This is a genomic window from Streptomyces thermocarboxydus (assembly GCF_024760485.1).
Lineage (GTDB): Bacteria > Actinomycetota > Actinomycetes > Streptomycetales > Streptomycetaceae > Streptomyces > Streptomyces cellulosae.
In genome coordinates, this window is the sequence record NZ_CP058273.1 from 235,643 (window position 1) to 258,449 (window position 22,807).

Genomic DNA, 22,807 nt, shown 5'->3' on the forward strand with positions numbered 1-22,807 from the left:
TGCCCCTCCCCTCCTCTCCCGGAACGGAAGGTGACCCATGCCCGCTCGGCATCGAGCACCGACCCACGCTCCCCCTCACCAGACCCGCCCGACACTGCGCGGCACGTTCGGGATGGCCGCCTCGACCCACTGGCTCGCGTCCGCCACGGCCCAGTCCGTGCTGGAGCGAGGCGGCAACGCCTTCGACGCGGCCACAGCGGGCGCCTTCGTGCTCCACGTGGCCGAACCTCATCTCAACGGGCCCGGCGGTGACCTCGTCGCCCTGCTGGCCACCGCGACGGATCCCACCCCCCGCGTCCTGGCCGGGCAGGGCCACGCCCCGCGCGGCGCCACCATCGAGCACTTCCGCGCCGAGGGGCTCGACCACGTCCCCGGCGCGGGCGCCCTGGCCGCCGCCGTTCCCGGCGCCGTCGACTCCTGGCTCTGGCTGCTCGCCCGGCTCGGCACCTGGGAACTGCGTGACGTCCTGGCCTACGCGGTCGACTACGCCGAGCGCGGCGTGCCCGTGGTGCCGCAGCTGGCGAACGTCCTGGCCACCGTCGAGGACCTCTTCCGCACCCACTGGCCCGCCTCGTACACGCTGTGGATGCCCGAGGGACGCGTCCCCGGACCGTACGACACGCTCGTCAATCCCGTGTACGCCCGCACGCTGCGCCGGCTGGTCGCCGAGGGCGCCGGCGCGACGCGCGAGGACAGGATCGAGGCCGCGCGGCGCGCCTGGCGGACCGGGTTCGTGGCGGCCGCCGTGGAAGAGGCCTCCGCGGTGCCCCACCGGCACTCCTCGGGCACCGACCACGCCGGGGTGATCACCGCCGCCGACTTCGCCGACTTCGAGCCGTGTCTCGAACCCGCCGTCACCGCGGAGTTCCGCGGCACGACGGTGGCCAAGGCCGGGCTGTGGTCCCAGGGCCCGGTGCTGCTCCAGACGCTCACCCTGCTGGACCGGTTCGACGACGCGCGGATCGACCCGTCGACCGCCCTGGGCGTCCACACCGTCGCCGAGGCGCTGAAGCTGGCTCTGGCCGACCGGGAGGCGCACTACGGGCACCGGGATCCCGCGGAGGCCGACGAGGTGCTGGCCCGGCTGCTGGCGCCGCGGTACACCGAGGAGCGCGCGGGTCTGATCGGCCCGACCGCGTCGACGGCGTTCCGGCCCGGCGACATCGGTCTCCCGTCGTACACGCCGCCTCTGACCACGCGGCGGCCGGACGTACGCGCCGACGGCGTGGGCGAGCCGACCGTGCAGCAGACCGGGGCGACCCGGGGCGACACCTGCCACATCGACGTTGTCGACCGGTGGGGCAACATCATCTCCGCGACGCCGTCGGGGGGCTGGCTCCAGTCCTCCCCCGCCGTGCCCGAGCTGGGCTTTGCCCTCGGGACGCGGCTGCAGATGACATGGCTCGACCCTGCCGCGCCCTCGCGCCTGGAACCGGGGATGCGCCCGCGGACGACGCTCACGCCCACCCTGCTGCTGCGCGACGGTGTGCCGGTGGCGGCGCTGGGCACGCCCGGCGGTGACCAGCAGGACCAGTGGCAGGCGCTGTACCTGGTGCGCACCCTCGCCCTCGGTGTCGACCCGCAGCAGGCGATCGACGCTCCCGCCTTCCACACCACGGCGGTGCCCGGCTCGTTCTGGCCGCGGACCTGGACGCCGGGCGGGCTGGTGATCGAGGAGCGGGCGGACCCGGCGGTGGTCGAGGAGCTGCGCCGGCGGGGTCACGCCCTGACCATCTCCGGACCGTGGAGCCAGGGCCGCCTGTCGGTGGTCACCCGTGACCCGGACACCGGCGTGCTGGGGGCGGCGGCGAACCCGCGCGGCGCCCAGGGCTACGCGGCGGGCCGGTGAACGCCCCCACGAGCGGGGCGCGGTGGGTGACGCTGCCCGGCCTGATGCTCGCGCTCACCTTCGTCACGGGCGTCGTCGACGCCGTCGGATACCTGCGCCTCGACCAGGTGTTCGCGGGCAACATGACCGGCAACGTGGTCATCCTCGGGATGGCCGCGGCAGGCGGGTCCCGTCTGCCGGTGCTCGGTCCCGCCCTGGCCCTGGTGTCCTTCCTTGCCGGCGCGGCCCTGGCCGGGCGGGTGCTGCGCGGCGCCGTGCGGCCCGGCTGGAACAGCCGGTGCACGGCCCTGCTGGCCGGTGGTGCGGCGGCCCTGGGCGCGTCCGCGGCCGCCCTGACCGTCCTCGGAACGGACGGTCACGCCACGCGTGCGGCCGCGGCCTCGGCGCTCGCCCTGGCCATGGGCGCGCAGGCGGCGACGGCCCGTCACCTCGCGGTGAAGGACGTCACCACGGTGGTGGTCACCTCCACTCTCACCGCCCTCGCGGCGGACTCCCGGCTGGGCGCGGCCCGCCCCCAGGGGTCGCTGCGGCGGCTGTCCGCCGTCGTCTCGATCGTCCTCGGCGCGGTCGCCGGCGCGCTGCTGTGCCAGGCGGACGAAGGGCTCGCCGTGGCGCTGGCGGCGGTCGTCGTCGCGGCCGTGACCTCCCTCGGCCCGCTCACCGCCCGGGCTGGTTCCACCACCCCGGCCTCCGGTCCGGCCCCGTCCGCTCCGGGGGCCGGTCGCCCTTCCTCCTCGGCGGACGCCCGGGCGGTCACGGCTCCCGCTCCCTCCGTGGCCGGCTTCCGTACGGCACCCCCGTCAGGCGCCGAGGCGGACACCCCGCGTCCCGGTCGCCGGGACGACGGCTCCCTCCGGACCGCGGGTCGCCCACCCGCCCGTCAGCAAAGGACAGGACGCCCATGACCCTTCCCGTGCCAGCACGGCCGGCCCGCGTGACCGGGGCCGCTGTGACGGCCCTCAGCCTGCTGGCGGTCTCCACCGGCAGCCTCGAGTCGGTCGTCTCGCCCACCCTGCCCCTGCTGCAGCGCGAGCTGGACATGACCCCGGCGCAAGGGGCGCTGCTGAACATCGTGCTCCTCATCACCGGTGCGCTCACCGCGCCGATCGCCGGCAAGCTCGGTGATCGCTACGGCGGCAAGCGGGTGCTGACGAGGCTGATGGCCGTGGTATCGCTGGGCGGTCTGCTGTCCGCCGTCGCCCCGAACCTGCCGGTGCTGCTGCTCGGGCAGGTGCTCCAGGGCGTGATGGTCGGCGCGCTGCCGCTGTCGTTCATCGTCGTCCGCAAGCATCTGCCCCCGGGCCGCGCCAAGGCGGCGATCGGTCTGGTCAGCGGCATGTTCGTGGGTGGCTCGGTGGTGGGTCTGCTGGCCGCGGGGCCGGTGGCGGAGCAGTTCTCCCGGCACTGGATGTTCGCGGTGCCGACCTGCGCGGTCGTCCTGTGCACCCTGGCGGTGTACCGGCTGATGCCCGCCGACGCTCCGGGTCTGGCGCAGGACACCTGCTTCGACTGGGCGGGTCTGCTGCTGCTGAGCGGATTCCTGGCGTTGCTGATGCTGGTCCTCGCGCTGTCACCCGAGGCGGGCTCGGCGCCGGTCCTGTTCGGCGTCCTGGTGCTGGTCCTTGGGGCCCTGGCGGCCGGGTGGGTCGCCGTGGAGCGCCGGGCGTCCGCGCCGATGATCGACTTGCGAATGCTGGCGCGCCCTGTGGTCTGGAAGTCGTGCGTCGTGACCTTCGTGATCTGTCTGGGCACCGCGACGGGCGTCTATCTGGTGCCGCAGCTGCTCGACGTGTCCGGGGACGGCTACGGCTTCGGGGCGGGACCCACCATGATCGGGTTCGTCCTGCTGCCGGGCGCCCTGGCCGCCACGCTGGCCGGCCCGGTGGCTGGGGTCGGCGAGCGGCGCTTCGGCCCGCGCGCGGTGGTGGGCACCGCGACGGTGCTGATGGCCGTCGCCCTGCTGGGGCTGGCCGCCCTGCACGGCGAGATGTGGCAGATCGTGGTGGGCAAGACCCTGATCTCGCTCGCCAACGGCCTGTGCGTCACCGCCCTGATGACGTCCATCGCGTCCTCCGTGGACGAGTGCGACACCGGCATCGCCACCAGCCTCGTCCTGGTCACGCGTGTCCTGGGCTCGGCCGTCGGCGGCATGTTCGGCGGCGCGCTGCTCACCGCACGGACCCCCGCCGGCTCGTCCGTGCCGGCCGAGTCGGCGTTCGTCACCGGCTTTCTCGTCGCGGGCGTCACGGCCGTGCTGTGCCTTTTCGTCGTCCGCACCCTGCACAAAAAAGGAGTCACCGCATGACCCTCACCGACCACCGCAGCCGTCCCCGGACGGTCCTGATCTCCGGGGCCAGTATCGCGGGCCCCGCCCTCGCGTACTGGCTGCACCGTTACGGCTTCAAGGTCACCGTCGTCGAGAAGGCGCACGCGCCACGGCTCGGCGGGTATCCCATCGACATCCGCGGCACCGCCCTGGGCGTCGTCGAACGCATGGGTCTGCTTCCCTGGCTCAAGGAGGCGCAGGTCGACGTGGACCGGATGACGTTCCTGGAAGGGGACGGCAGCGAAGTGGCGTCCCTGCACCCGCACGCGGTCACCGGCAACTCCGACGGACAGGACCTGGAGGTGCGGCGCGGCGATCTGACCGACGCGCTGTTCGCGACGGTCCGCGACGACGTGGAGTTCCTGTTCGGCGATTCGATCGCCACGCTCGACCAGACCGGGCAGGGGGTCGACGTCACCTTCCACGGAGGAGCGGCCCGGACGTTCGACCTGGTGGTCGGCGCGGACGGGCTGCACTCGGCCACCCGCGAGAAGGTGTTCGGCCCCGAGCAGCCGTTCCATCACTACCTCGGGTACTGCTTCGGCATCTTCCTGATGCCCAACACCTTCGGGCTTGCGAACGAGACCCGGATGTGGAACGGGCCGGGGCGGGCCGCCGCCCTGTACGCGGTGGGCGACACCGACGAGGTGTACGCGTTCCTGACCTTCGCCCGGTCCGAGCCCCCGTTCCCCGCGCTGGCCGATCCGCGGGACCAGCGGGCCGCGGTCGCCGAGGCGTTCGCCGACGTAGGCTGGCACGTGCCGGCGATGCTGAAGGCGCTGCCGGACGCGGACGACCTGTTCTTCGACGCGGTCAGCCAGATCCGGATGCCGCGCTGGAGCGAGGGCCGGGTCGCGCTGGTCGGGGACGCGGCGTTCGCTCCCTCGTTCCTCACCGGGCAGGGCACCAGTCTCGCCCTGGTCGGCGCATACATGCTCGCCCACTCCCTCGCGGAGCGGGATCACGTGGCGGGGTTCGCGGCCTACGAGCACGACGTGCGGCCCTTCGTGACGGCCAACCAGGCGCTCGTCGGCTCGGGCACCGCTCCGCTCATCCCGCGCACCGCGCAGGAGCTGGAGCGGCGCAACGAGCGGCTGCGCGGCTTGAGCACGCTGCCGCCCGGGCGGGGCAGGACGGCGCACTCGGCGCTCGTCCTGCCCGAACCTCCGGCCACGGGCCGCCCGTCGTAGCCCCGCCGGGGGCCGGCTGCTCAGCCCTCGGCCAGGGCGAACGGGCCGCCGGCCGCGAACACCCGGGCGGCGAAGTGTTCGCCGATGCGGCGGTGCGCCGCCGCGTCCGGGTGCAGCCCGTCGGGCAGCGGGAGTTCGGCGTGGTCCTGCTCGCCGTACAGGAGGCGGCCGTCGAGGAGGTGGAGGTGCGGGTCGTCCTTGGCCCGCGCCTCCACCACCCGCTCCAGTTCCTCACGTACGGCGTTCAGCGTCAGCTTGCCCTCGGCCCGCTCCTCGGGGTTGCCGGAGGCGGTGAACGCCAGCTTTCCCTCGGCGAGCCGGCTGAAGTCGAAGGCCGTCGGGCCCGGGGTGTCCTCGTGCATGGGGCAGAGGATCGGCGAGACGACCAGCAGCGGGGTGTCGGGGTGGCCGTCGCGGATGGTGTCGAGGAAGCCGTGCACGGCGGGGCCGAGCGCGCGCAGTCGCATCAGGTCGGTGTTGACGAGGTTGATGCCGATCTTGAGGCTGATCAGGTCGGCGGGCGTGTCGCGCATGGTCCGGGCGACGAACGGGTCGAGCAGGGCGCTGCCGCCGAAGCCGAGGTTCACCAGGTCCACGTCCCCCGCGGCCGCGGCGAGCGCGGGCCAGATGGTGGTGGGGCTCGCGGCGTCGGAGCCGTGGCTGATGGAGCTGCCGTGGTGCAGCCAGGTACGGCGGCCGGAGGCGGGCGCGGGCTCGACCGGGGCGTCGGTGCGCAGCGCGACAAGCGCGGTGAGTTCGTTGTACGGCAGCCAGATCTCCACGGTCTTGTCGGCGCCGGGCAGCCCGTCGAAGCGGACGGCGCCCGCCGGTCCGGAGCTCATCTCGGCGTTGCCGGTCGACAGGTCGATGGTGACGGTGTTGCCGCCGGTCGCGGACGCCTGCCCGGCGGGCCGCCCGTCGACGAGCAGGTCGTACAGACCCTCGGGGCGGGGCGGGGCGCCGGTGTAGACGCGCTTGGTGGGGACGGTCTCCAGCTCGACGACGGTGGCGCGGGTGCGGAGGACCAGACGGACGCCGGAGGGCTGGGACTCGGCCATGGCGAGCTGCCCGTCGGAGCACTGGGCGCGCGCCCAGGCGGGCAGGCGGTGCGGCAGCAGTCCGTCGGGGGTCTCCTCCAGTTCGAGGGCGCCGCGTACGAGGTCGGGGGTGATGGGGGTGGTGACGAGCGCGGAAGGCATGTCGGGGTCCGTCTTTCGGGGGTGGGTGGATGTGAGGCGGGGGGCGCGAGGTCAGGGCGCGGGGGGCCAGCTGCGCAGGAGGGCGTCCAGCGCGTCGAGGACGCGGGACCAGGTCTCCTCCGTGTCGGGGGCGCTGTGGCTGAAGCCGCCGCCCATCTCGATGCTGACGTAGCCGTGGAAGACGCTGCCGAGCAGGCGGACGGCGTGGGTCTGGTCGGGTTCGTCGAGGTCGTAGCCGCGCAGCAGGGCGCGGGTCATCTTCGCGTGCCGTACGCCGGCGCTGGCCGCGGCGGTCTCGGGGTCGAGCCGGAACTGCGCGGCCGCGTACCGGCCCGGGTGCTCGCGGGCGTAGTCGCGGTAGACGTTCGCCAGGGCGACGAGGGCGTCCTTGCCGGCGCGTCCGGCGAGCGCGTCGGCGGCGCGGTCGGCGAGTTCCTCCAGGGCGAGGAGGGCGATGCGGGTCTTGAGGTCGTGCGAGTTCTTCACGTGGGAGTAGAGGCTCGCCACCTTGACGTCGAAGCGGCGGGCGAGCTCCGAGACGGTTACGTGGTCGAAGCCCACCTCGTCGGCGAGGGTTGCGCCTGCCTGGGTCAGGCGCTCGGTGGTGAGTCCTGCTCGGGGGGTCATGGGCGTCCTTCCGTTTTTGGCTAACGTAAGCATGCCCGTGCCTAAAGCTTTTAGGCAAAACACTTAGGGATGAAGCTGGTCACATGCCGGCTGCGGGCCGGCGGGGGCTGGGCGCGCAGTTCCCCGCGCCCCTGTGGGGCGTTTCGGACAACCGGTGCTGCTCGGCGGGCCCGGTTTCCCAAGGCGCGTACCCCGGTCGGCGTGTGCCGCACGGGCAGGACGTCGGCCGAAATACGTGTGTTCGATCGCGGCGCGCCTCTCGTTGAGTGTCGTGCCGTCGCCCTCACCCCTCTGACCAGCAGGGAGAAGTGCCGTGACCCGACCGACCACCCGTGCCGTCCCGCCCCCGCCTCCCGCCGAGATCACCTTTTTCCGGACACCAGTCCGTGAACCCGCTCGGCCAGATCGGCTTCCGCGCCCTGTGCTCGCAGCTGCCCAAGGTGCTGCGGCGGATCTGCGTGATGGCGTGGCGCATCGACCGCCGGGCCGTGGTGCTGCTCCTCGTCTGCCAGCTGGTGACCGGCGTGTCGGCGGCCGCCCTGCTCACCGCGACGGCCCGGGCCATGGGCCCGCTGCTGGACGCCGGCGAGGTCGGCGACCGGCTGCGGGACGCGCTGCCCGCGCTGGTCGTCGTCGCGGCGGCGAGCGCCGTCGCCCGCGCGTCGGTCGCGCTGGCCTCCTACGCCGAGCGGCGCATCACCCCGCGGCTGACCACGGAGACCGACTGCGCGCTGGTCGAGGCCGTGTGCCGGGTGGAGGCCGAGGCGTACGCCGTGGACGGTTTCGCCGACCGTCAGGAGGCCGCGGAGATGGGCGTGATGCGCACGCACGTGATGGTGATGGACGCCCAGCGGTTCATGGCGGCGCTCATCAGGATGGTCACCGCCTGCGGCGTCCTGTCCGTCCTCAACCCGCTGATGCTGCCGCTGCTCCTGCTGGCCGTCGCCCCGGCGGGCGCGGGCGCCGTCCTCACCGCGCGCGTCGACTACGAGATCCACTACGCGAACATCGCCGACCGCACCGTCCGCGGCATGACCCGCTGGTGGGCGACCACGCCGAAGTACGCCGACGAGGTCCGTGCCAACGGCATGACGGACTACCTCCTGTACTGGTACCGCGCCCTGTCCGAGCGGGTGGACAAGAGGTCGCTGACGGCGGCCCCGCGGACCCTGCGGATCGCCCTGCTGTCGTCCCTCGCCGGCGGCGCGTTCCTGGTGCTGACCTGGGCCGCGCTCGCCTGGCTCACGGCCTCCGGGCGCATCGCCCCAAGCGTCGCCGCCACGGCCGTGATCGCCGTGCAGACCACCCTGGCCGCGCTGTCCCAGGTCGTGATGAACGGCGCGGCGGTGTTCCACACCAGCCTCTACCTCAGCGACATGCAGGCCTTCCTCGACGACGCCGCCGCCCGCGCTCCCCGGCGGGGGCCGGCCGAGGTCGCGTCGCCGGTGGAGGAGATCCGCCTGGAGGAGGTCACCTACCGCTACCCCGGCAAAGAGACGCCGGCGGTGGACGGTGTGTCGCTGACGTTGCGGCGCGGCGAGATCCTCGCCGTGGTGGGGGTGAACGGGTCGGGGAAGAGCACCCTGACCCGCCTGGTCACCGGCATCTATCCGGCGGACAAGGGCCGGGTCACCTGGGACGGCGTCGACCTCGCAGGCGCCGACCCGGCGTCGGTGTGGCGGAGTACGGGCCTGGTGCCGCAGATCTTCGCCCAGTGGCCGCTGCGGGTGCGGGAGAACGTGACGCTCGGGCAGCCGCGGGGCGCGGACGACGACGAGGTGTGGGAGGCGGTCGACGCGGTCGGGATGCGGGACGCCGTGGACGGACTGTCCGCGGGGCTCGACACGCTGCTCGCGCGGGAGATCTTCGGCGGCGCCGAGCTGTCCGGCGGCCAGTGGCAGCGCCTCGCCTGCTCGCGGGCGCTGTACCGGCGGCCGCCGCTGCTGATCCTCGACGAGCCGACGTCCCAGATGGACCCGCGCGGGGAGCACGGCATCTTCGAGCGGATCAAGGCGATCGCGGGCGACCGCATCACCATCGTGGTCACCCACCGGCTGGAGAACACGAAGATCGCCGACCACATCGTCGTCCTGGAGCAGGGCCGCATCACCGAGCACGGCACGTACGACGACCTGGTGCACGCGGGAGGCACCTTCGCCGATCTGCTGCGGCTGTCGCAGGACCGCTGAGCCCGGCCCCTCCGCCGTCAGGCGTCGCCGGCGTCCGTCGCGGGTGCCTCCTCGCGCAGGACCGGTGCGCTGCGGACGAGGCGCAGGGACGTGGTCAGCAGGAGGCCCCCGACGACGTTGCCGAGGACGGCCCAGCCCAGCCAGGCCAGCCAGTCGGCGTACCCGTAGGGCGTGCCGCCGGCGTGCAGGCCCGCGAACGCGATGAGGGAGTCGAGGACCGAGTGCCACAGCCCGAGTCCGGCCAGGATGAACGCGGCGGACACCGACGCGGTGATCTTCCCGGTCATGGACTCGGTGCCGTGGTGCATCCGGGTCATGAGGGTGATGACTCCCCCGCCCAGCACGCTGAGGCAGAAGGTGCCCAGGGTGTAGCCGCCGTCGACGAACCGCGTGCCCGCCTCGGCGGCCGTGGAGTGCAGGTCGGGGAAGGCTTCCGTCACGATCCACATGAACGCCCATCCGCCGACGAGGTTCATCACCAGGACCGTCAGCCACAGGCGCAGCAGGTCCAGCCAGGTGGCCGCGCCTGCGATCACGGTGCTGACGGGGACGAGGAAGCCCTCGGTGAACAGTTCGCTGTGACCGAGCAGCAGGGCGATCAGCCCCACGGAGAAGGCCAGCCCGGCCAGGAGGTCGCTGCCCGTCTCGTGCTTGACGAACAGCAGCGTCATGACGCCGACGCTCACGTCGATGCCGCCCAGCAGCGCGGTGGCCACCAGCGTCGCCCAGGTGCGGTGCAGACGCGGCCGGCCCTCGGCGACGATCCGTTCGGCGGCCTCGGCGACGCGGTGCTCGCCCGGGCCTTCCATGATCTGGTCGTCAGGCTCCATGGCGGCGCTCCGCGGCCGGGCCCGGGGTCAGTCGTCGAGCAGGGCGGTCGGGGTGTCGGGGAACAGCCGGGTGAGTTCCAGGTCGGGTCTGACCTCGGTGGCGAGCATGAGCAGGCGTAGCGGCTGAGGTGCCAGGTTGGTGACCGTGATCCTGCGCACCGGACCCTCCGGCGACCGCTCCTCGAACAGCAGGTGCAGTCCGGCGACGTCCATGAAGCGGGCGTGCTCCAGGTCCCAGACCAGTTCGGTCACGCCGGGCGCCAGCGCGGCGGCTGCGGCCCGGAGCAGCGGAAGGGTGTCGTAGTCGATCTCTCCGTGCACGGCGATGCATGCCGTGGAGCCGTCGATCCGTGTGGTGAAGTGCATGGCGGGCTTTCCCCCTTCGAGGGGGTGGTGAGCCCAAAGGCGATGCGCACCCCGGGGTGCGGCAGCCGACGATGGCGGGGGCTGGCTGCCCGGAAAGGGGGCGACGCCCAGAACCCACGAGTCGGCACCATGACGCCGACCAGTCTCGTGTTCCCCCATCATGGCACGGGGAGTTGACAAGGCCATACGATGCCATCATGATCCACCCTTCGGATGATCTTCCGCCGCGGGCGTTTCGACGCGCGATTCTCAGCGGTTCCGAGTTCGAGGAGCGCATCGGGTACGCCCGTGCCGTGGTCGACGGCGACCGGGTGCACGTGTCCGGGACCACCGGCTTCGACTACTCCACGATGACGATCTCCGACGACGTCGTGGAGCAGGCGGAGCAGTGTCTGCGTAACATCGGCGCCGCGCTGGCGGAGGCCGGCTGCACGTTCGCCGACGTGGTCCGGGTGCGCTATCTGCTGCCGGACCGGGCGGACTTCGAGCCGTGCTGGCCGGTGCTGCGCCGGTGTTTCGAGGAGGTGCGGCCGGCCGCGACGATGATGGTCTGCGGTCTCGCCGATCCCCGGATGAGGATCGAGATCGAGGTGGACGCCCGCCGTCTGTCCGGCGCCGGCTGACGCGTCCGCGCCCTGTCAGCCCTGCGTCGGGGTGAGCAGCACGAAGTCGGCCTTGAACGGGTCGAGACACAGGGCCATCCGGCCGACGCCCTCGGCGTCCACGGGGCCCATCTGCACGGTGCCGCCGTTCTCGTTCACCTGGGCGACGGCCGCGTCGCAGTCGGCGACCGCGAAGACGGGGTGCCAGTAGGGCCGCCCGCCGGCCAGGGACAGGGCGTCCTCGCCGACCTCCAGCAGACCGCCGTGCATCCGGTCCTCGGGCTGGCCGGCCGGGGTGATCAGGGTGTACGTGCCCTCGCCGCCCGGCATCGGCATGTCGGTGAACCGCCAGCCGAAGACGTCGCCGTAGAACCGCCTCGCCCCGCCCGCGTCGCTCGTGTAGAGCTCGGTCCAGCACAGGGAGCCGGGCGCGTCGACCAGGTCGACGCCCTTGCTCTCGCCGGGCTGCCACACGGCGAACTGGCCGCCCAGCGGGTCGCTGTACTGGGCCATCCTGCCCCACTGCTCGATGTCCGTCGGCGCCACGCGGACGGTGCCGCCGCCCGCCTCGACGGCCCGGGTGGTGGCGTCCGCGTCGGCGACCGTGTAGTAGATCATCCAGGCCGGGCGGGCGCCCTCCTCGGTGAGCCTGCCGAGGCCGGCGACCATCTTGCCGTCCTTGCGGAACATGCCGCCCTCGATCTCCTCGCCCATCGGCTCGTAGTCCCAGCCGAGGACCGCGCCGTAGAAGGACGCGGCGGCCGGGACGTCGGGGACGCCGACGTCGAGCATGCAGGGCGAACCGGGGACGAAATCAGTGGTGATCACCGCGAGGTCCTTTCGGAGACTCCGTTCGGACTCAGCGTGCCACCGGGCGGCCCGGCCCGCCCTCCGGCTTCGCCGTCCGGGCGTCCCGGACGGCGAAGCGCCTCGGACGTGGGCCTTGCGTGGTGAACGGCAGGGCCGGTGGGGAGGGGCGGGCGGCGTCGCGGTAGATCGTGTGGGTGACGGGGCCCGATCCGGCCACCGACCGCCGGGTGATCACCGTCGCGACGGCCACCAGCACGGCGTTCGCCGTCAGCTCCGCCTACCGGCTGCCGGCCGAGCGCGCCCCGCACACCACCCTGCGGGTGCGGACCTCCACCGTGCCGAGCGAGGCGACCTTCGTGGAGCAGGGCGTCGAGAACAGCTCGAGTCCGAACTCGAGCAGCGTACGACGGGTCATCTGCTTCCGCGCCCCGCGAAGGTTCGCCATACGCGGATGCTGACGCGGTCAGGCACGGCGGACGCATGCGCCGCACAAGGTCCGGCCGGGGCGTAAAGCGTGGCCGTACGACGCCGTCGTCGCAGGTCGGCGCCCGGACGGTCCCGGGCACAGAGGTGTGGCCGGGGCCCGCGCCCCCGGCCACACCCGCGTGTCTCACCGCGGCGGCGTCAACTCAGCGGTTCGACACGGATGTTGCGGTACCGCACCGCGTTGCCATGGTCCTGGAGCCGGATCGCCGCTGCCGCGGGTCCCTCGGGCGCGCCGCCGCCCGTGGGGCCGTCCACCGCCACGTCGTCGTGGACCTTCTTGCCGTTCCACACCACCGTGATCCGCGCGTCGGACGTCTTGTCGCCCTCGGCGTCGTAGCGGGCGGCGCGGAAGACGATGTCGTACGACTGCCACGTCTCCGGCGGACGGGCGGCGTTCACGTCGGGCGCCTTCTTCTGGTAGATCGCGCCCGCCTCGTCGGTGGCGAGGGTGGTGTCGCCGTACGAGTCCAGGATCTGCACCTCGTAACGGTCCTGGAGGTAGACGCCGCTGTTGGCGCGGTCCTGGCCGGTGACGTCCGGGGGCAGCTTCGGCAGCCAGTACTCGACGTGCAGCCGGAAGTCGTCGTAGCTGTCCTTGGTGCGGATGTCACCGCAGCAGACCTCCGCGGCCCCGCCGTCCACGGGCCACTGCACGGGGCGTCCGTCGGTGTGCTGCCAGCGGCCGAGGTTCCGGCCGTCGAACAGGGTGACCGGGGCGCCGTGCCGGTCGACGGTGAGGAGGTCCAGGTTGACGTGCCCGGTGTCGCCCTCGTCGACCCGGTAGGCGACGGTGTTGTGCCCGGCGCGCAGCCGTACCGTCTCCCGCTGCGTGGACCAGGTGTCCCAGTCGCCGGTGCTGCGCAGCTCGGTCTGCTCGACCTTGCGTCCGTTGACGTACAGGGAGACGGACTTGGCGCCCTGGAAGGGGTTCGGGCCGTTGGAGTAGCGCAGGCCCAGGTCGTAGGAGCCGGCCCGGTCCACGGTGACGTCGAAGGTGGTGGTGGCGCCCGGGGTGCCGTACCGGTCGACGAAGCCGCTCCCGGAGTAGCCGCGGTGGTCGGTGTTGATGCCGGCCGCCCCGGTGAGGGTGGCCTCCTCCGCCTCGTACACCGGGCCGGGTGCGGGCTCGGCGCCCGGGAGCGCGTTGAGGGTGTACCAGGCCTCGGTGCTCCACAGGGTCTCGCCCGAGCCGGAGCTGAACGGGCGCGGGGAGCGCAGGTGCACCACGCGGCCGGGTTTGAGGCCGTCGATCGTCAGGGTGACCTTCCTGCGGTCGGCGGACAGGGTCGCGGAGGTCACCTCGAGGGTCTCCTCGGCGATCTTGGGGCCGCCGTAGTCGCGGGTCGGGGTGTAGCGCCACTGCTCGGCTTGGTAGTGGCTCACCAGGTCCTCGGCGGTCTCCTGCGACAGGGGCTGGGTGTACTCCAGCTCGAACCCGCCCTTGCGCACCCGCATGGCCTGGATGTCGAAGGTGTTGCCGCCGTTCGGCGTCAGCTTCTGCAGGCCGAACCGGAGCTTGCCCTCCTGGCCCCAGTTGCCGTCGGCGCCCAGACCACCCACGTAGATCGCGCCGTCGGGGCCCACGCTGATGCGGTTCACGCCCGCTTCGAGACCCTGGGTGAAGCGGAACACCGCGCCCTGGTACTGGCCCTTGACCTTCTCCAGGTAGGCGCGCTGGAGCCCGCCGTAGGTGACGTCGCCGAACAGCATCTGCCCCTTGAAGCGTCCCTCGGTCAGGTACAGGGGTGTGCTGGGCGAGTTGGCGATCTCGTTCTGCGGCAGCCACAGCACCGGCTGGGTCACCGGCTGCTTGTCGAAGGGGCCTGCCGGGTTGGTGTAGTGGTTGAAGAAGCGGTCCTGCTTGATCTGCACCAGCTTGGACGCGGGCAGCCAGCCGCCCTGGTTGTCGGTGACGAACATGCCGCCGCCGGGTCCCCGGCCGATGCCGTTGGGCGTGCGCAGCCCGCCGGCCAGGTAACTGACCTTCCCCGTCTTCTTGTTCACCTTGACGGTGACGCCGCGGCCGGGTGCGGGCTGCGGGTCGGTGGTGGCGCCGCCGTAGTCGATGGCGACGGACAGGTTGAGGTAGAAGTACCCCTTGTCGTAGAGGAGTCCGAAGGCGAACTCGTGGAAGTTCCCGCCGTACGGCCAGGTGGCGACGGTGCGGGACCGGTCGAGGGAGCCGTCGCCGTCGCTGTCGCGCAGCTCGGTCAGCTCGTGCTTCTGCGAGACGTAGACGACGCCGTCGACGACCTTCAGGCCCATGGGCTCCTTCAGCCCGCCCGCGATCTTCGTCGCGGTGACCTTGTCGGGGCCGGTGGCGCCGGTGACGTGGTCGAGGGCGTAGATCTCGCCGGCCGTGTTGTCGGTGCCGCCCCAGGTGCTCACGAGCAGCCGGCCGTCGGGCAGCCAGTCCATGCCGGTGACCTGGGGTTCGAAGCCCTCGGGGCGCAGGTCGGTGAGGGTGTGGTCGGGGCGTACGGCGTTCAGCGGCAGGCCGTCGCCGGGCGAGTCGGTGATGCCCTCGCACTCCTTGCGGCCCGGCGCGGTCACCCGCACCACGCCGGCGTCGGTGCTCAGCGCCTCGTTCGGCACGGTCGTGAAGGCGTCGGCGCCGGGCGGCCGCCAGGCGAGGGTGAGCTGCTGTCCGCCGCCGCGCTCGAAGTGGTCGATGCGCAACGCGTGCGGGCCCTCGGTGAGTTCGACGGTGCCGTCCTTGGGTTCGGCGCCGTGCAGCCCGTCGTGGTCGATCACCACCTGGTCGTCGATCAGCAGCCGTGAGCCGTCGTCGCTGGTCAGCCGGAAGGTGTAGGCGCCGGCGGCCGCGACGTGGACGTTGCCGGTGACCTGGCTGACGAAGTTGTCGGCGAACCCGCCGAAGTCGTCGGCCGAGCTGAAGTCGACGACGGGGGCGAGCCGGTCGACGTTCGGGGTCTGTCCGGGCTTGAGGGTGCAGATCGTCTCGAGCGGGACCTGCACGTCGAACACGCGGAGCGTGACGCCGGGTTCCTGGGGCGGTACGTCCTGAGCCGCCGCGCCCGGGCGGGCCGAGGCGAGGGGCGACCCCCATACGCCGCCGGCCAGGAAGGCGCCGACGAGCAGGCCGGTGAGTGATCTTCGGACTTGCCGGTACAGCCGTGCGTCCATGCTGCTGCCTCCTGCTGGGTCGACCGGAGGGCCGGACAACTCCGGTGCGGATCACGTGTGTTCACGAGTACGCCAACGGTTGCGCCGACACGCTAGGAGACTTCCGCTCAACTCGTCCATACTTTGTACTCGACGAGTTCAAAGTTGGTCGCACGGACAACGAAGACACGGACAACGAGGAGGCGGGCCCCGGGTGTTGCCGGGACCCGCCTCGGTGCTCGGGAGGCCGGAAGGTCAGGGCTTGCGGGCCAGCCCGCCGTGCTCGGCGATGACCTGCGGCTCCGGCGCGTCCTCGTCGGGACGCCACTGCTGCACGGACACGACACCCGGCTCGACCAGCTCGAGCCCGTCGAAGAAGGAGGTGATCTCCTCCACCGTCCGCAGGTTGTACGGCACCGCGCCGCTGGAGTTGTACGCGTCCTGCGCACGCTCGAAGACCGGGTCGATGCCGCGCGAACCGTCGTTGACCGACAGGAAACTGCCGGACGGCAGGGCCGCCATCAGCCGGTCGACCACCGAGCGCGCCTCGTCGTGGTCGGCGATGTGGCCGAGGATGTTGCTCAGGATCAGCGCGGTGGGACGCGAGAGGTCCAGGGTGCGGCTCGCGGCCTCCAGGATGCGCTCGGGCTCCCGGACGTTCGCGTCGACGTACGCCGTCGCGCCCTCGGGCGTGGAATAGAGCAGCGCGCGGGCGTGGGCCAGGACCATCGGGTCGTTGTCGACGTAGACGATCCGGGACTCCGGGGCGATCCGCTGCGCGACCTGGTGGGTGTTGTCGGCCGTCGGGAGGCCGGTGCCGATGTCGAGGAACTGGCGGATGCCCTGCTCGCCCGCCAGGTACGTGATGTTGCGGCGCAGGAAGGCGCGGCTGCTGCGGGCGATGGCGACGATGCCGGGGAAGACGGCGGTGTAGGCGTCGCCGGCCTCCTCGTCGACGGGGTAGTTGTCCTTCCCTCCCAGCCAGTAGTTCCAGATGCGGGCCGAGTGCGGCACCGAGGTGTCGATCTTCTGCTGTGCGGATCCTGGCGCCGTGGCAGGGTCGGTCATGAGTGCCGTCCGTGGTGTTCCGAGAGCTGTTGTCGCCGCTCAATCTACGGTCGCACAGCTCCTGTGCGCAGGCTTGTTCGACAGCTCGCAGGGCGTTCGTACGGGGTCGCCGTCGATGATGGACGGCGACCCCGTACGGGCGGCATATGTCAATCGGGCTTGACCAGCCCGTCGGCCTCGGTCAGGCGAGTTCGACCAGAAGGTCGCCGCCCTCCACCTGCTGGATGCGGTTGATCGCCAGCCGGGCCACCGTGCCGGACTTCGGGGCCGTGATGGCCGCCTCCATCTTCATCGCCTCGATGGTCGCCACCGTGGCGCCTGCCTCCACCTGGTCCCCCTCGGCGACCGCGAGGGTCACCACGCCGGCGAAGGGCGCGGCCACATGGTTCGGGTTGGCGCGGTCGGCCTTCTCGGTGGCCGGCACGTCGGAGGCGGCGGCGCGGTCGCGGACCTGGATCGGCCGCAGCTGGCCGTTCAGGGTGGCCATCACCGTGCGCATGCCGCGCTCGTCCGCCTCGCCGATCGCCTGGAGCTCGATCAGCAGCCGGACGCCCGGTTCGAGGTCGACGCCGTACTCCTTGCCCGGGCGCAGCCCGTAGAAGAAGTCCTTGCTGTCCAGGACGCTGGTGTCGCCGAACGACTGGCGGTGCGTCTCGAACTCCCGGGTCGGGGCGGGGAACAGCAGCCGGTTGAGGGTCGGGCGCCGGTCCTTGGCCAGGCCCTCCCGGTCCTCGTCGGACAGCTCCGGCGCCGGCTTGGGCTCCGTGCGGCCGCGCAGCGCCTTCGTACGGAAGGGCTCCGGCCAGCCGCCGGGCGGGGTGCCGAGCTCGCCGCGGAGGAAGCCGACGACCGAGTCGGGGATGTCGAAGCGGTCCGGGTTCTCCTCGAACTCGCGCGGGTCCACACCCGCGCCGACCAGGTGCAGGGCGAGGTCGCCGACCACCTTGGACGACGGGGTGACCTTGACCAGCCGGCCCAGCATCCGGTCGGCGGCCGCGTACATCGCCTCGATGTCCTCGAAGCGGTCGCCGAGGCCCAGCGCGATCGCCTGCGTGCGCAGGTTGGAGAGCTGGCCGCCGGGGATCTCGTGGTGGTAGACGCGCCCGGTCGGGGAGGCGAGGCCCGCCTCGAAGGGGGCGTAGACCTTGCGGACGCTCTCCCAGTACGGCTCCAGGTCGCCGACCGCCTGGAGGTCGAGGCCCGTGGGCCGCTCGGAGTGGTCGGTGGCGGCGACCAGCGCCGACAGCGAGGGCTGCGAGGTGGTGCCCGCCATGGAGGCCACCGCGCCGTCCACCGCGTCCGCGCCCGCCTGGATCGCGGCGAGGTAGGTGGCGAGCTGACCGCCCGCGGTGTCATGCGTGTGCAGGTGCACCGGCAGGTCGAACTCCCGGCGCAGCGCCGACACCAGCTTCGCCGCCGCGGGCGCCCGCAGCAGGCCCGCCATGTCCTTCACGGCCAGGACGTGCGCGCCGGCGTCGACGATCTGCTCGGCGAGCCGCAGGTAGTAGTCCAGCGTGTAGAGCCGCTCGGACGGGTCGGACAGGTCGGAGGTGTAGCAGAGGGCGACCTCCGCCACGGACGTGCCGGTCGCGCGGACGGCGTCGATGGCGGGCCGCATCTGGGAGACGTCGTTGAGCGCGTCGAAGATGCGGAAGACGTCGACGCCGGTGGCGGCGGCCTCCTGAACGAAGGCGTCGGTCACCTCCGTCGGGTACGGCGTGTAGCCGACGGTGTTGCGGCCGCGCAGCAGCATCTGGAGGCAGATGTTCGGCACGGCCTCGCGCAGCGCGGCGAGCCGCTCCCAGGGGTCCTCGGCGAGGAAGCGCAGGGCGACGTCGTAGGTGGCGCCGCCCCAGCACTCCAGGGACAGCAGCTCGGGCAGTGTGTGGGCGACCACCGGGGCGACGGCGAGGAGGTCCTTGGTGCGGACGCGGGTGGCGAGCAGCGACTGGTGGGCGTCGCGGAAGGTGGTGTCGGTGACGCCGACGGTCGGCGACTCGCGCAGCCAGCGGGCGAAGCCCTCGGGGCCGAGCTCGGCGAGGCGCTGCCGGGACCCGGCCGGCGGCTCCGCCGCGGGCGCCTCGGGCAGCTTGGTCAGCGGGTCGATCAGATCGGGGCGCTCGCCGTGCGGCTTGTTGACGGTGACGTCGGCGAGGTAGGTGAGCAGCTTGGTGCCGCGGTCGGCGGAGTGGCGGGCGGTGAGCAGCTGCGGGCGCTGCTCGATGAAGGAGGTGGTGACCCGCCCGGCCTGGAAGTCGGGGTCGTCCAGCACGGCCTGCAGGAAGGGGATGTTGGTGGCCACTCCGCGGATGCGGAACTCGGCGACCGCGCGCCGGGCGCGGCCCACCGCCGTCGCGAAGTCACGTCCCCGGCAGGTCAGTTTGACCAGCATCGAGTCGAAGTGGGCGCTGATCTCCGTGCCGGCGTGGGTGGTTCCGCCGTCGAGGCGGATGCCGGAGCCGCCGGGCGAACGGTACGCGCTGATCCGGCCGGTGTCCGGGCGGAAGCCGTTGGCCGGGTCCTCGGTGGTGATGCGGCACTGCAGGGCCGCGCCGCGCAGGGTGACCGACTCCTGGGACAGCCCGAGGTCGGCGAGCGTCTCGCCGGCGGCGATGCGCAGCTGCGACTGGACGAGGTCGACGTCGGTGACCTCCTCGGTGACCGTGTGCTCGACCTGGATGCGCGGGTTCATCTCGATGAAGACGTGGTGGCCTTCGCGGTCGAGGAGGAATTCCACGGTGCCGGCGTTGCGGTAGCCGATGTGCCGGGCGAACTTCACGGCGTCGGCGCAGATCCGGTCGCGCAGCTCCGGGTCGAGGTTGGGCGCGGGGGCGAGCTCGATCACCTTCTGGTGGCGGCGCTGCACGGAGCAGTCCCGCTCGTAGAGATGGATGACGTTGCCCTCGCCGTCGGCGAGGATCTGCACCTCGATGTGGCGGGGCTCGACGACGGCCTTCTCCAGGAACACCGTGGGGTCGCCGAACGCGGAGGCGGCCTCGCGGGACGCTGCCTCGACGGCCTCCCGCAGCTGGGCGGGGTCCTCCACCCGGCGCATGCCCCGGCCGCCGCCGCCCGCGACCGCCTTCACGAACACGGGGAAGCCGATTTCATCGGCGGCGCGCACGAGTTCGTCGACGTCGTTGGAGGGCGCGGAGGAGCCGAGGACGGGAACTCCCGCCTCCCGGGCGGCGGCCACCGCGCGCGCCTTGTTGCCGGTCAGCTCCAGGATGCGGGCGTCGGGGCCGACGAAGGTGATGCCCGCGTCGGCGCAGGCCTTGGCCAGCTCGGGATTCTCCGACAGGAATCCGTAGCCCGGGTAGACGGCGTCGGCGCCGGCCCGGCGCGCGGCGCGCACGATCTCCTCGACGGACAGATACGCCCGGACCGGGTGTCCCGGCTCGCCGATCTCGTAGGCCTCGTCGGCCTTCAGCCGGTGCAGCGAGTTGCGGTCCTCGTAGGGGAAGACGGCAACGGTGCGCGCACCGAGTTCGTAGCCCGCGCGGAACGCCCGGATCGCGATCTCGCCGCGGTTGGCGACGAGCACCTTGCGGAACATGGTCGATCCCTTCAGCCTGCCGGTGACGATCACCATCGTGTCCGGGGCGCGGGCCGTACGCCATGTGAGCCGGGCCACTCGTTCCGGCGGGCCGGGGACACGGGCTGTCATTTCGGGACGTACAGGGGCCGCAGGGGGAACGTTTCCCCTGCGGCCCCCGCGCCCGGCGGGCGCGCGCGTGCGTGCCCCGTGCTACTCGGTGACCTTCAGCAGCTTGTTGGGCGTGCCGGTGCTCGGGTTGCTGATCGCGTCGGCGGTGGCGCCGTCGGTCAGCGCCTTGGCGACGGCGGCCGGGTCGGCGTCGGGATGGGCCGCCAGGTAGACGGCGGCGGCGCCGGCCACGTGCGGGGAGGCCATCGAGGTGCCGGAGATGGTCTTGGTGCCGGTGTCGCTGTCGTTCCAGGCCGAGGTGATGTCGGAGCCGGGCGCGTACAGGTCGACGGACTCGCCGAAGTTGGAGAAGTCCGACTGGGCGTCGTCCTCGGTGCTGGAGGCGACGGTGAGCGCCTCGGGTACGCGGGCGGGCGAACCCTGGCCGGCGTCGGCGGACTCGTTGCCGGCGGCGACGGCGAAGGTGACGCCGGAGGCTATGGCCTTCTGCACGGCCGCGTCGAGCGCCGGGTCGGCGGCGCCGCCCAGGCTCATGTTGGCGACGGACGGGCCCTCGTGATGCTCGGTGACCCAGTCGATGCCGGCGACGACCTGCTCGGTGGTGCCGGAGCCGTTGTCGTCGAGGACTCTCACGGCGACCACCTTGGCCTTCTTGGCGACGCCGTGGTCGGCGCCCGCGATGGTGGCGGCGACGTGCGTGCCGTGGCCGTTGCCGTCGTCGGCGCTGTCGTCGTTGTCGACGGCGTCGAAGCCGTGGCTGGCGCGGCCTTCGAAGTCCTCGTGCGTGATCCGCACGCCGGTGTCGATGACGTACGCGGTGACGCCCTCGCCCGCCTGGTCGGGGTAGGTGTACTTGCTGTCGCCCGCGGTGTCCTGCTGGTCGATGCGGTCCAGGCCCCAGGACGGCGGGTCGTCCTGGGTCGCGGTGGTGCGGTAGACGCGGTTGGCGACGACGGCGCCGACGGACGGGTCGGCGGCGAGGCGCTTCGCCTCGGTCGCGCTGAGCCCGTCGGCGGAGAAGCCCTCCAGGGCAGCGCCGTAGGACCGGCTGAGTTCGCCGCCGTACTCCTGGGCCAGTTCCTTCTGGTCGGCGGCCGTCGTCTTCTCGTCGAGGAGGACGATGTAGCTGCCCTTGACCGCGTTCGCGGCGCCGAGGCCGTAGACCGTGCCCTCGGCGGGCTGCTGGGCCTGGGCGGACGAGGCCCCGAGCAGGGCCGCCGTGCTCGCGGCGGTCACCGCGCAGGCGGCGGCGGTGACTTTCAGTGCGGTGGTGCGCTTCCGGTGCGTCATGAAGAGGGGTCTCCTCGTCAGGTGGTGTGGGGGGTTGACCTCCGGCATGACGAGACGCGGAGGCTGACGAGAAGACTGACGACGTGTCGCGTTCAGATCAATGGTGTCCGGGGGGCGGCGGACGCCGTGGTGCGGCCGATCTCCACAACGTCCGCCCAAGTCCGAGCCAACCGATCCGCGAAACCCGAGCTGAGCGCGGTACTTGAACACACCAACCAGCGCGTGCGCGAGATTCGTGACCATTGCGTCACCCGATCCTCACGGTGCGAGCGTTTCGTACCCGCGAGTAACGGAACGGTCGTTCGGGTCCGTCGGTCAGCGGAACAGGCCGGCGTTCCGCCGGGCCCAGTCGGCGAAGGCGCGCGGCGGACGGCCGAGGACGTCCTCGACGCCGAGGCCGGTGCGCAGTTCGTCCTCGGTGGGCTCGCCCAGGATGCCGAGCGTCGTGTCGACGACCTCCTCGGGCATGAACCGCAGCATCTGATCCCGGGCCTCGGCGCGCGGCAGGTCGACGAAGCGCACCGGCTCGCCGAGCGCCTCCCCGATCGCCGCCGCCTGCTCGCGCGGGGTGACGAGGGCGGGGCCGGTCAGCTCGATCACCCGCCCGCCCGGCGCTCCGTCGCGCAGGACGGCGGCGGCGACCTCGGCGATGTCCGCCGGGTCGATCAGCGGCAGCCCTACGTCGCCGAACGGCGCGGCGACCGTCCGCGCGGAACGCACCGCCCCCGCCCACGCCAGGGAGTTGGACTGGAACCCTCCCGGGCGCAGAATCGTCCAGTGCGCGTCCGACTCCCGTACGGCGTCCTCGACGGCGCGCGCCACCACGCCGTGCGACGCCGAACCCGGCCGGGTGGCGACGCCCTGCGAGGACAGCAGCACGATGCGGGTGACGCCGGCGGCCTTGGCCGTGGCGACGATCTCCTGCGGGTCGATCCGATGCGCGGAGGCGCCCCCGTTCTGCAGGAACAGCGCGTCCGCGCCCTCGAACGCCTCGCGCAGACTGCCGGCGTCGGTCAGGTCGGCGCGCACCGGCCGTACCCCGTCCGGCACATGGTCCGCCGTGATCCCCCTCGACGTCGCCGTCACGGACGCGCCGCGCTCCGCGAGGGAACGCACCAGTTCCCGGCCGACGTTCCCCGTTGCCCCGGTCACCACAAACATGAACAACTCCCCTGTTGTCTC

General features: G+C 72.6%; 16 protein-coding genes and 1 pseudogene. 7 read left to right on the forward strand and 10 right to left on the reverse strand.

Annotated elements, in window-relative coordinates; translation table 11 throughout:
* The first annotated feature begins 112 nt into the window (after positions 1–112).
* From AY578_RS01105 to AY578_RS01120, 4 genes are read left to right on the forward strand one after another with little or no spacing between them, the layout of a single operon-like run.
* The gene (locus tag AY578_RS01105; RefSeq protein ID WP_215188262.1) at positions 113–1,849 is read left to right on the forward strand and encodes a gamma-glutamyltransferase family protein; all 1,737 of its coding nucleotides are present in this window, start codon (positions 113–115) and stop codon (positions 1,847–1,849) included.
* Positions 1,846–2,754: a YoaK family protein gene (locus tag AY578_RS01110; protein WP_258901688.1), complete on the forward strand. Its 909-nt coding sequence runs from the start codon at positions 1,846–1,848 to the stop codon at positions 2,752–2,754. Before AY578_RS01105 ends, AY578_RS01110 begins: the two co-directional genes overlap by 4 nt.
* Entirely contained in the window at positions 2,751–4,154 is a 1,404-nt protein-coding gene (locus AY578_RS01115; protein WP_028958844.1) for an MFS transporter, read from the forward strand. The genes AY578_RS01110 and AY578_RS01115 overlap by 4 nt, the downstream gene beginning before the upstream one ends.
* The gene (locus tag AY578_RS01120) at positions 4,151–5,365 is read left to right on the forward strand and encodes an FAD-dependent monooxygenase (protein ID WP_028958843.1); all 1,215 of its coding nucleotides are present in this window, start codon (positions 4,151–4,153) and stop codon (positions 5,363–5,365) included. The genes AY578_RS01115 and AY578_RS01120 overlap by 4 nt, the downstream gene beginning before the upstream one ends.
* 20 nt (positions 5,366–5,385) lie before the next feature.
* On the opposite strand, the gene AY578_RS01125 is transcribed toward AY578_RS01120, so the two are convergent.
* Both AY578_RS01125 and AY578_RS01130 read right to left on the reverse strand, forming a co-directional pair.
* Complete coding sequence (locus AY578_RS01125) at positions 5,386–6,564, reverse strand: GDSL-type esterase/lipase family protein (protein ID WP_136237890.1); 1,179 nt, start codon at positions 6,562–6,564, stop codon at positions 5,386–5,388.
* A 51-nt stretch (positions 6,565–6,615) separates the two neighbouring features.
* Positions 6,616–7,191, reverse strand: coding sequence for a TetR/AcrR family transcriptional regulator (locus AY578_RS01130; RefSeq protein ID WP_019525730.1), 576 nt, complete (start codon positions 7,189–7,191; stop codon positions 6,616–6,618).
* Positions 7,192–7,504: 313 nt separating this feature from the next.
* Here AY578_RS01130 and AY578_RS01135 point away from each other — a divergent pair.
* Positions 7,505–9,380 (forward strand): annotated as a pseudogene (locus tag AY578_RS01135) (ABC transporter ATP-binding protein).
* Between the two features lie 17 nt (positions 9,381–9,397).
* Here the strand turns inward: AY578_RS01135 and AY578_RS01140 are convergent.
* Together AY578_RS01140 and AY578_RS01145 are read right to left on the reverse strand one after the other, a co-directional pair.
* Positions 9,398–10,210 carry a formate/nitrite transporter family protein gene (locus tag AY578_RS01140; RefSeq protein ID WP_028958841.1) on the reverse strand — a complete coding sequence of 271 codons (813 nt, stop codon included), beginning with the start codon at positions 10,208–10,210 and terminating at the stop codon, positions 9,398–9,400.
* A 27-nt stretch (positions 10,211–10,237) separates the two neighbouring features.
* Positions 10,238–10,576: an STAS domain-containing protein gene (locus AY578_RS01145; protein WP_019525727.1), complete on the reverse strand. Its 339-nt coding sequence runs from the start codon at positions 10,574–10,576 to the stop codon at positions 10,238–10,240.
* A gap of 197 nt (positions 10,577–10,773) precedes the next feature.
* Here AY578_RS01145 and AY578_RS01150 point away from each other — a divergent pair, with 197 nt between their 5' ends.
* A complete protein-coding gene (locus AY578_RS01150; protein WP_136237889.1) occupies positions 10,774–11,199 on the forward strand; it encodes a RidA family protein in 426 nt (141 codons plus the stop codon).
* A gap of 15 nt (positions 11,200–11,214) precedes the next feature.
* Here the strand turns inward: AY578_RS01150 and AY578_RS01155 are convergent, their stop codons facing one another.
* On the reverse strand, positions 11,215–12,006 hold the full coding sequence (locus AY578_RS01155; RefSeq protein ID WP_019525725.1) for a VOC family protein: 792 nt from the start codon (positions 12,004–12,006) through the stop codon (positions 11,215–11,217).
* Between the two features lie 176 nt (positions 12,007–12,182).
* Between AY578_RS01155 and AY578_RS01160 the strand changes: the two genes are divergently transcribed.
* The gene (locus AY578_RS01160) at positions 12,183–12,446 is read left to right on the forward strand and encodes a hypothetical protein (protein WP_136237888.1); all 264 of its coding nucleotides are present in this window, start codon (positions 12,183–12,185) and stop codon (positions 12,444–12,446) included.
* 166 nt (positions 12,447–12,612) lie between these two features.
* On the opposite strand, the gene AY578_RS01165 is transcribed toward AY578_RS01160, so the two are convergent.
* From AY578_RS01165 to AY578_RS01185, 5 genes are all read right to left on the reverse strand, one after another.
* The gene (locus AY578_RS01165) at positions 12,613–15,621 is read right to left on the reverse strand and encodes a 3-keto-alpha-glucoside-1,2-lyase-like domain-containing protein (RefSeq protein WP_028958840.1); all 3,009 of its coding nucleotides are present in this window, start codon (positions 15,619–15,621) and stop codon (positions 12,613–12,615) included.
* Between the two features lie 234 nt (positions 15,622–15,855).
* Positions 15,856–16,668, reverse strand: coding sequence for an SAM-dependent methyltransferase (locus AY578_RS01170; protein ID WP_019525721.1), 813 nt, complete (start codon positions 16,666–16,668; stop codon positions 15,856–15,858).
* A gap of 181 nt (positions 16,669–16,849) precedes the next feature.
* Positions 16,850–20,224: a pyruvate carboxylase gene (locus AY578_RS01175; RefSeq protein ID WP_026243958.1), complete on the reverse strand. Its 3,375-nt coding sequence runs from the start codon at positions 20,222–20,224 to the stop codon at positions 16,850–16,852.
* A gap of 192 nt (positions 20,225–20,416) precedes the next feature.
* Entirely contained in the window at positions 20,417–21,625 is a 1,209-nt protein-coding gene (locus tag AY578_RS01180) for a S8 family peptidase (RefSeq protein ID WP_019525719.1), read from the reverse strand.
* A gap of 315 nt (positions 21,626–21,940) precedes the next feature.
* Positions 21,941–22,786 carry an SDR family oxidoreductase gene (locus AY578_RS01185; RefSeq protein ID WP_028958839.1) on the reverse strand — a complete coding sequence of 282 codons (846 nt, stop codon included), beginning with the start codon at positions 22,784–22,786 and terminating at the stop codon, positions 21,941–21,943.
* Positions 22,787–22,807: the final 21 nt, after the last annotated feature.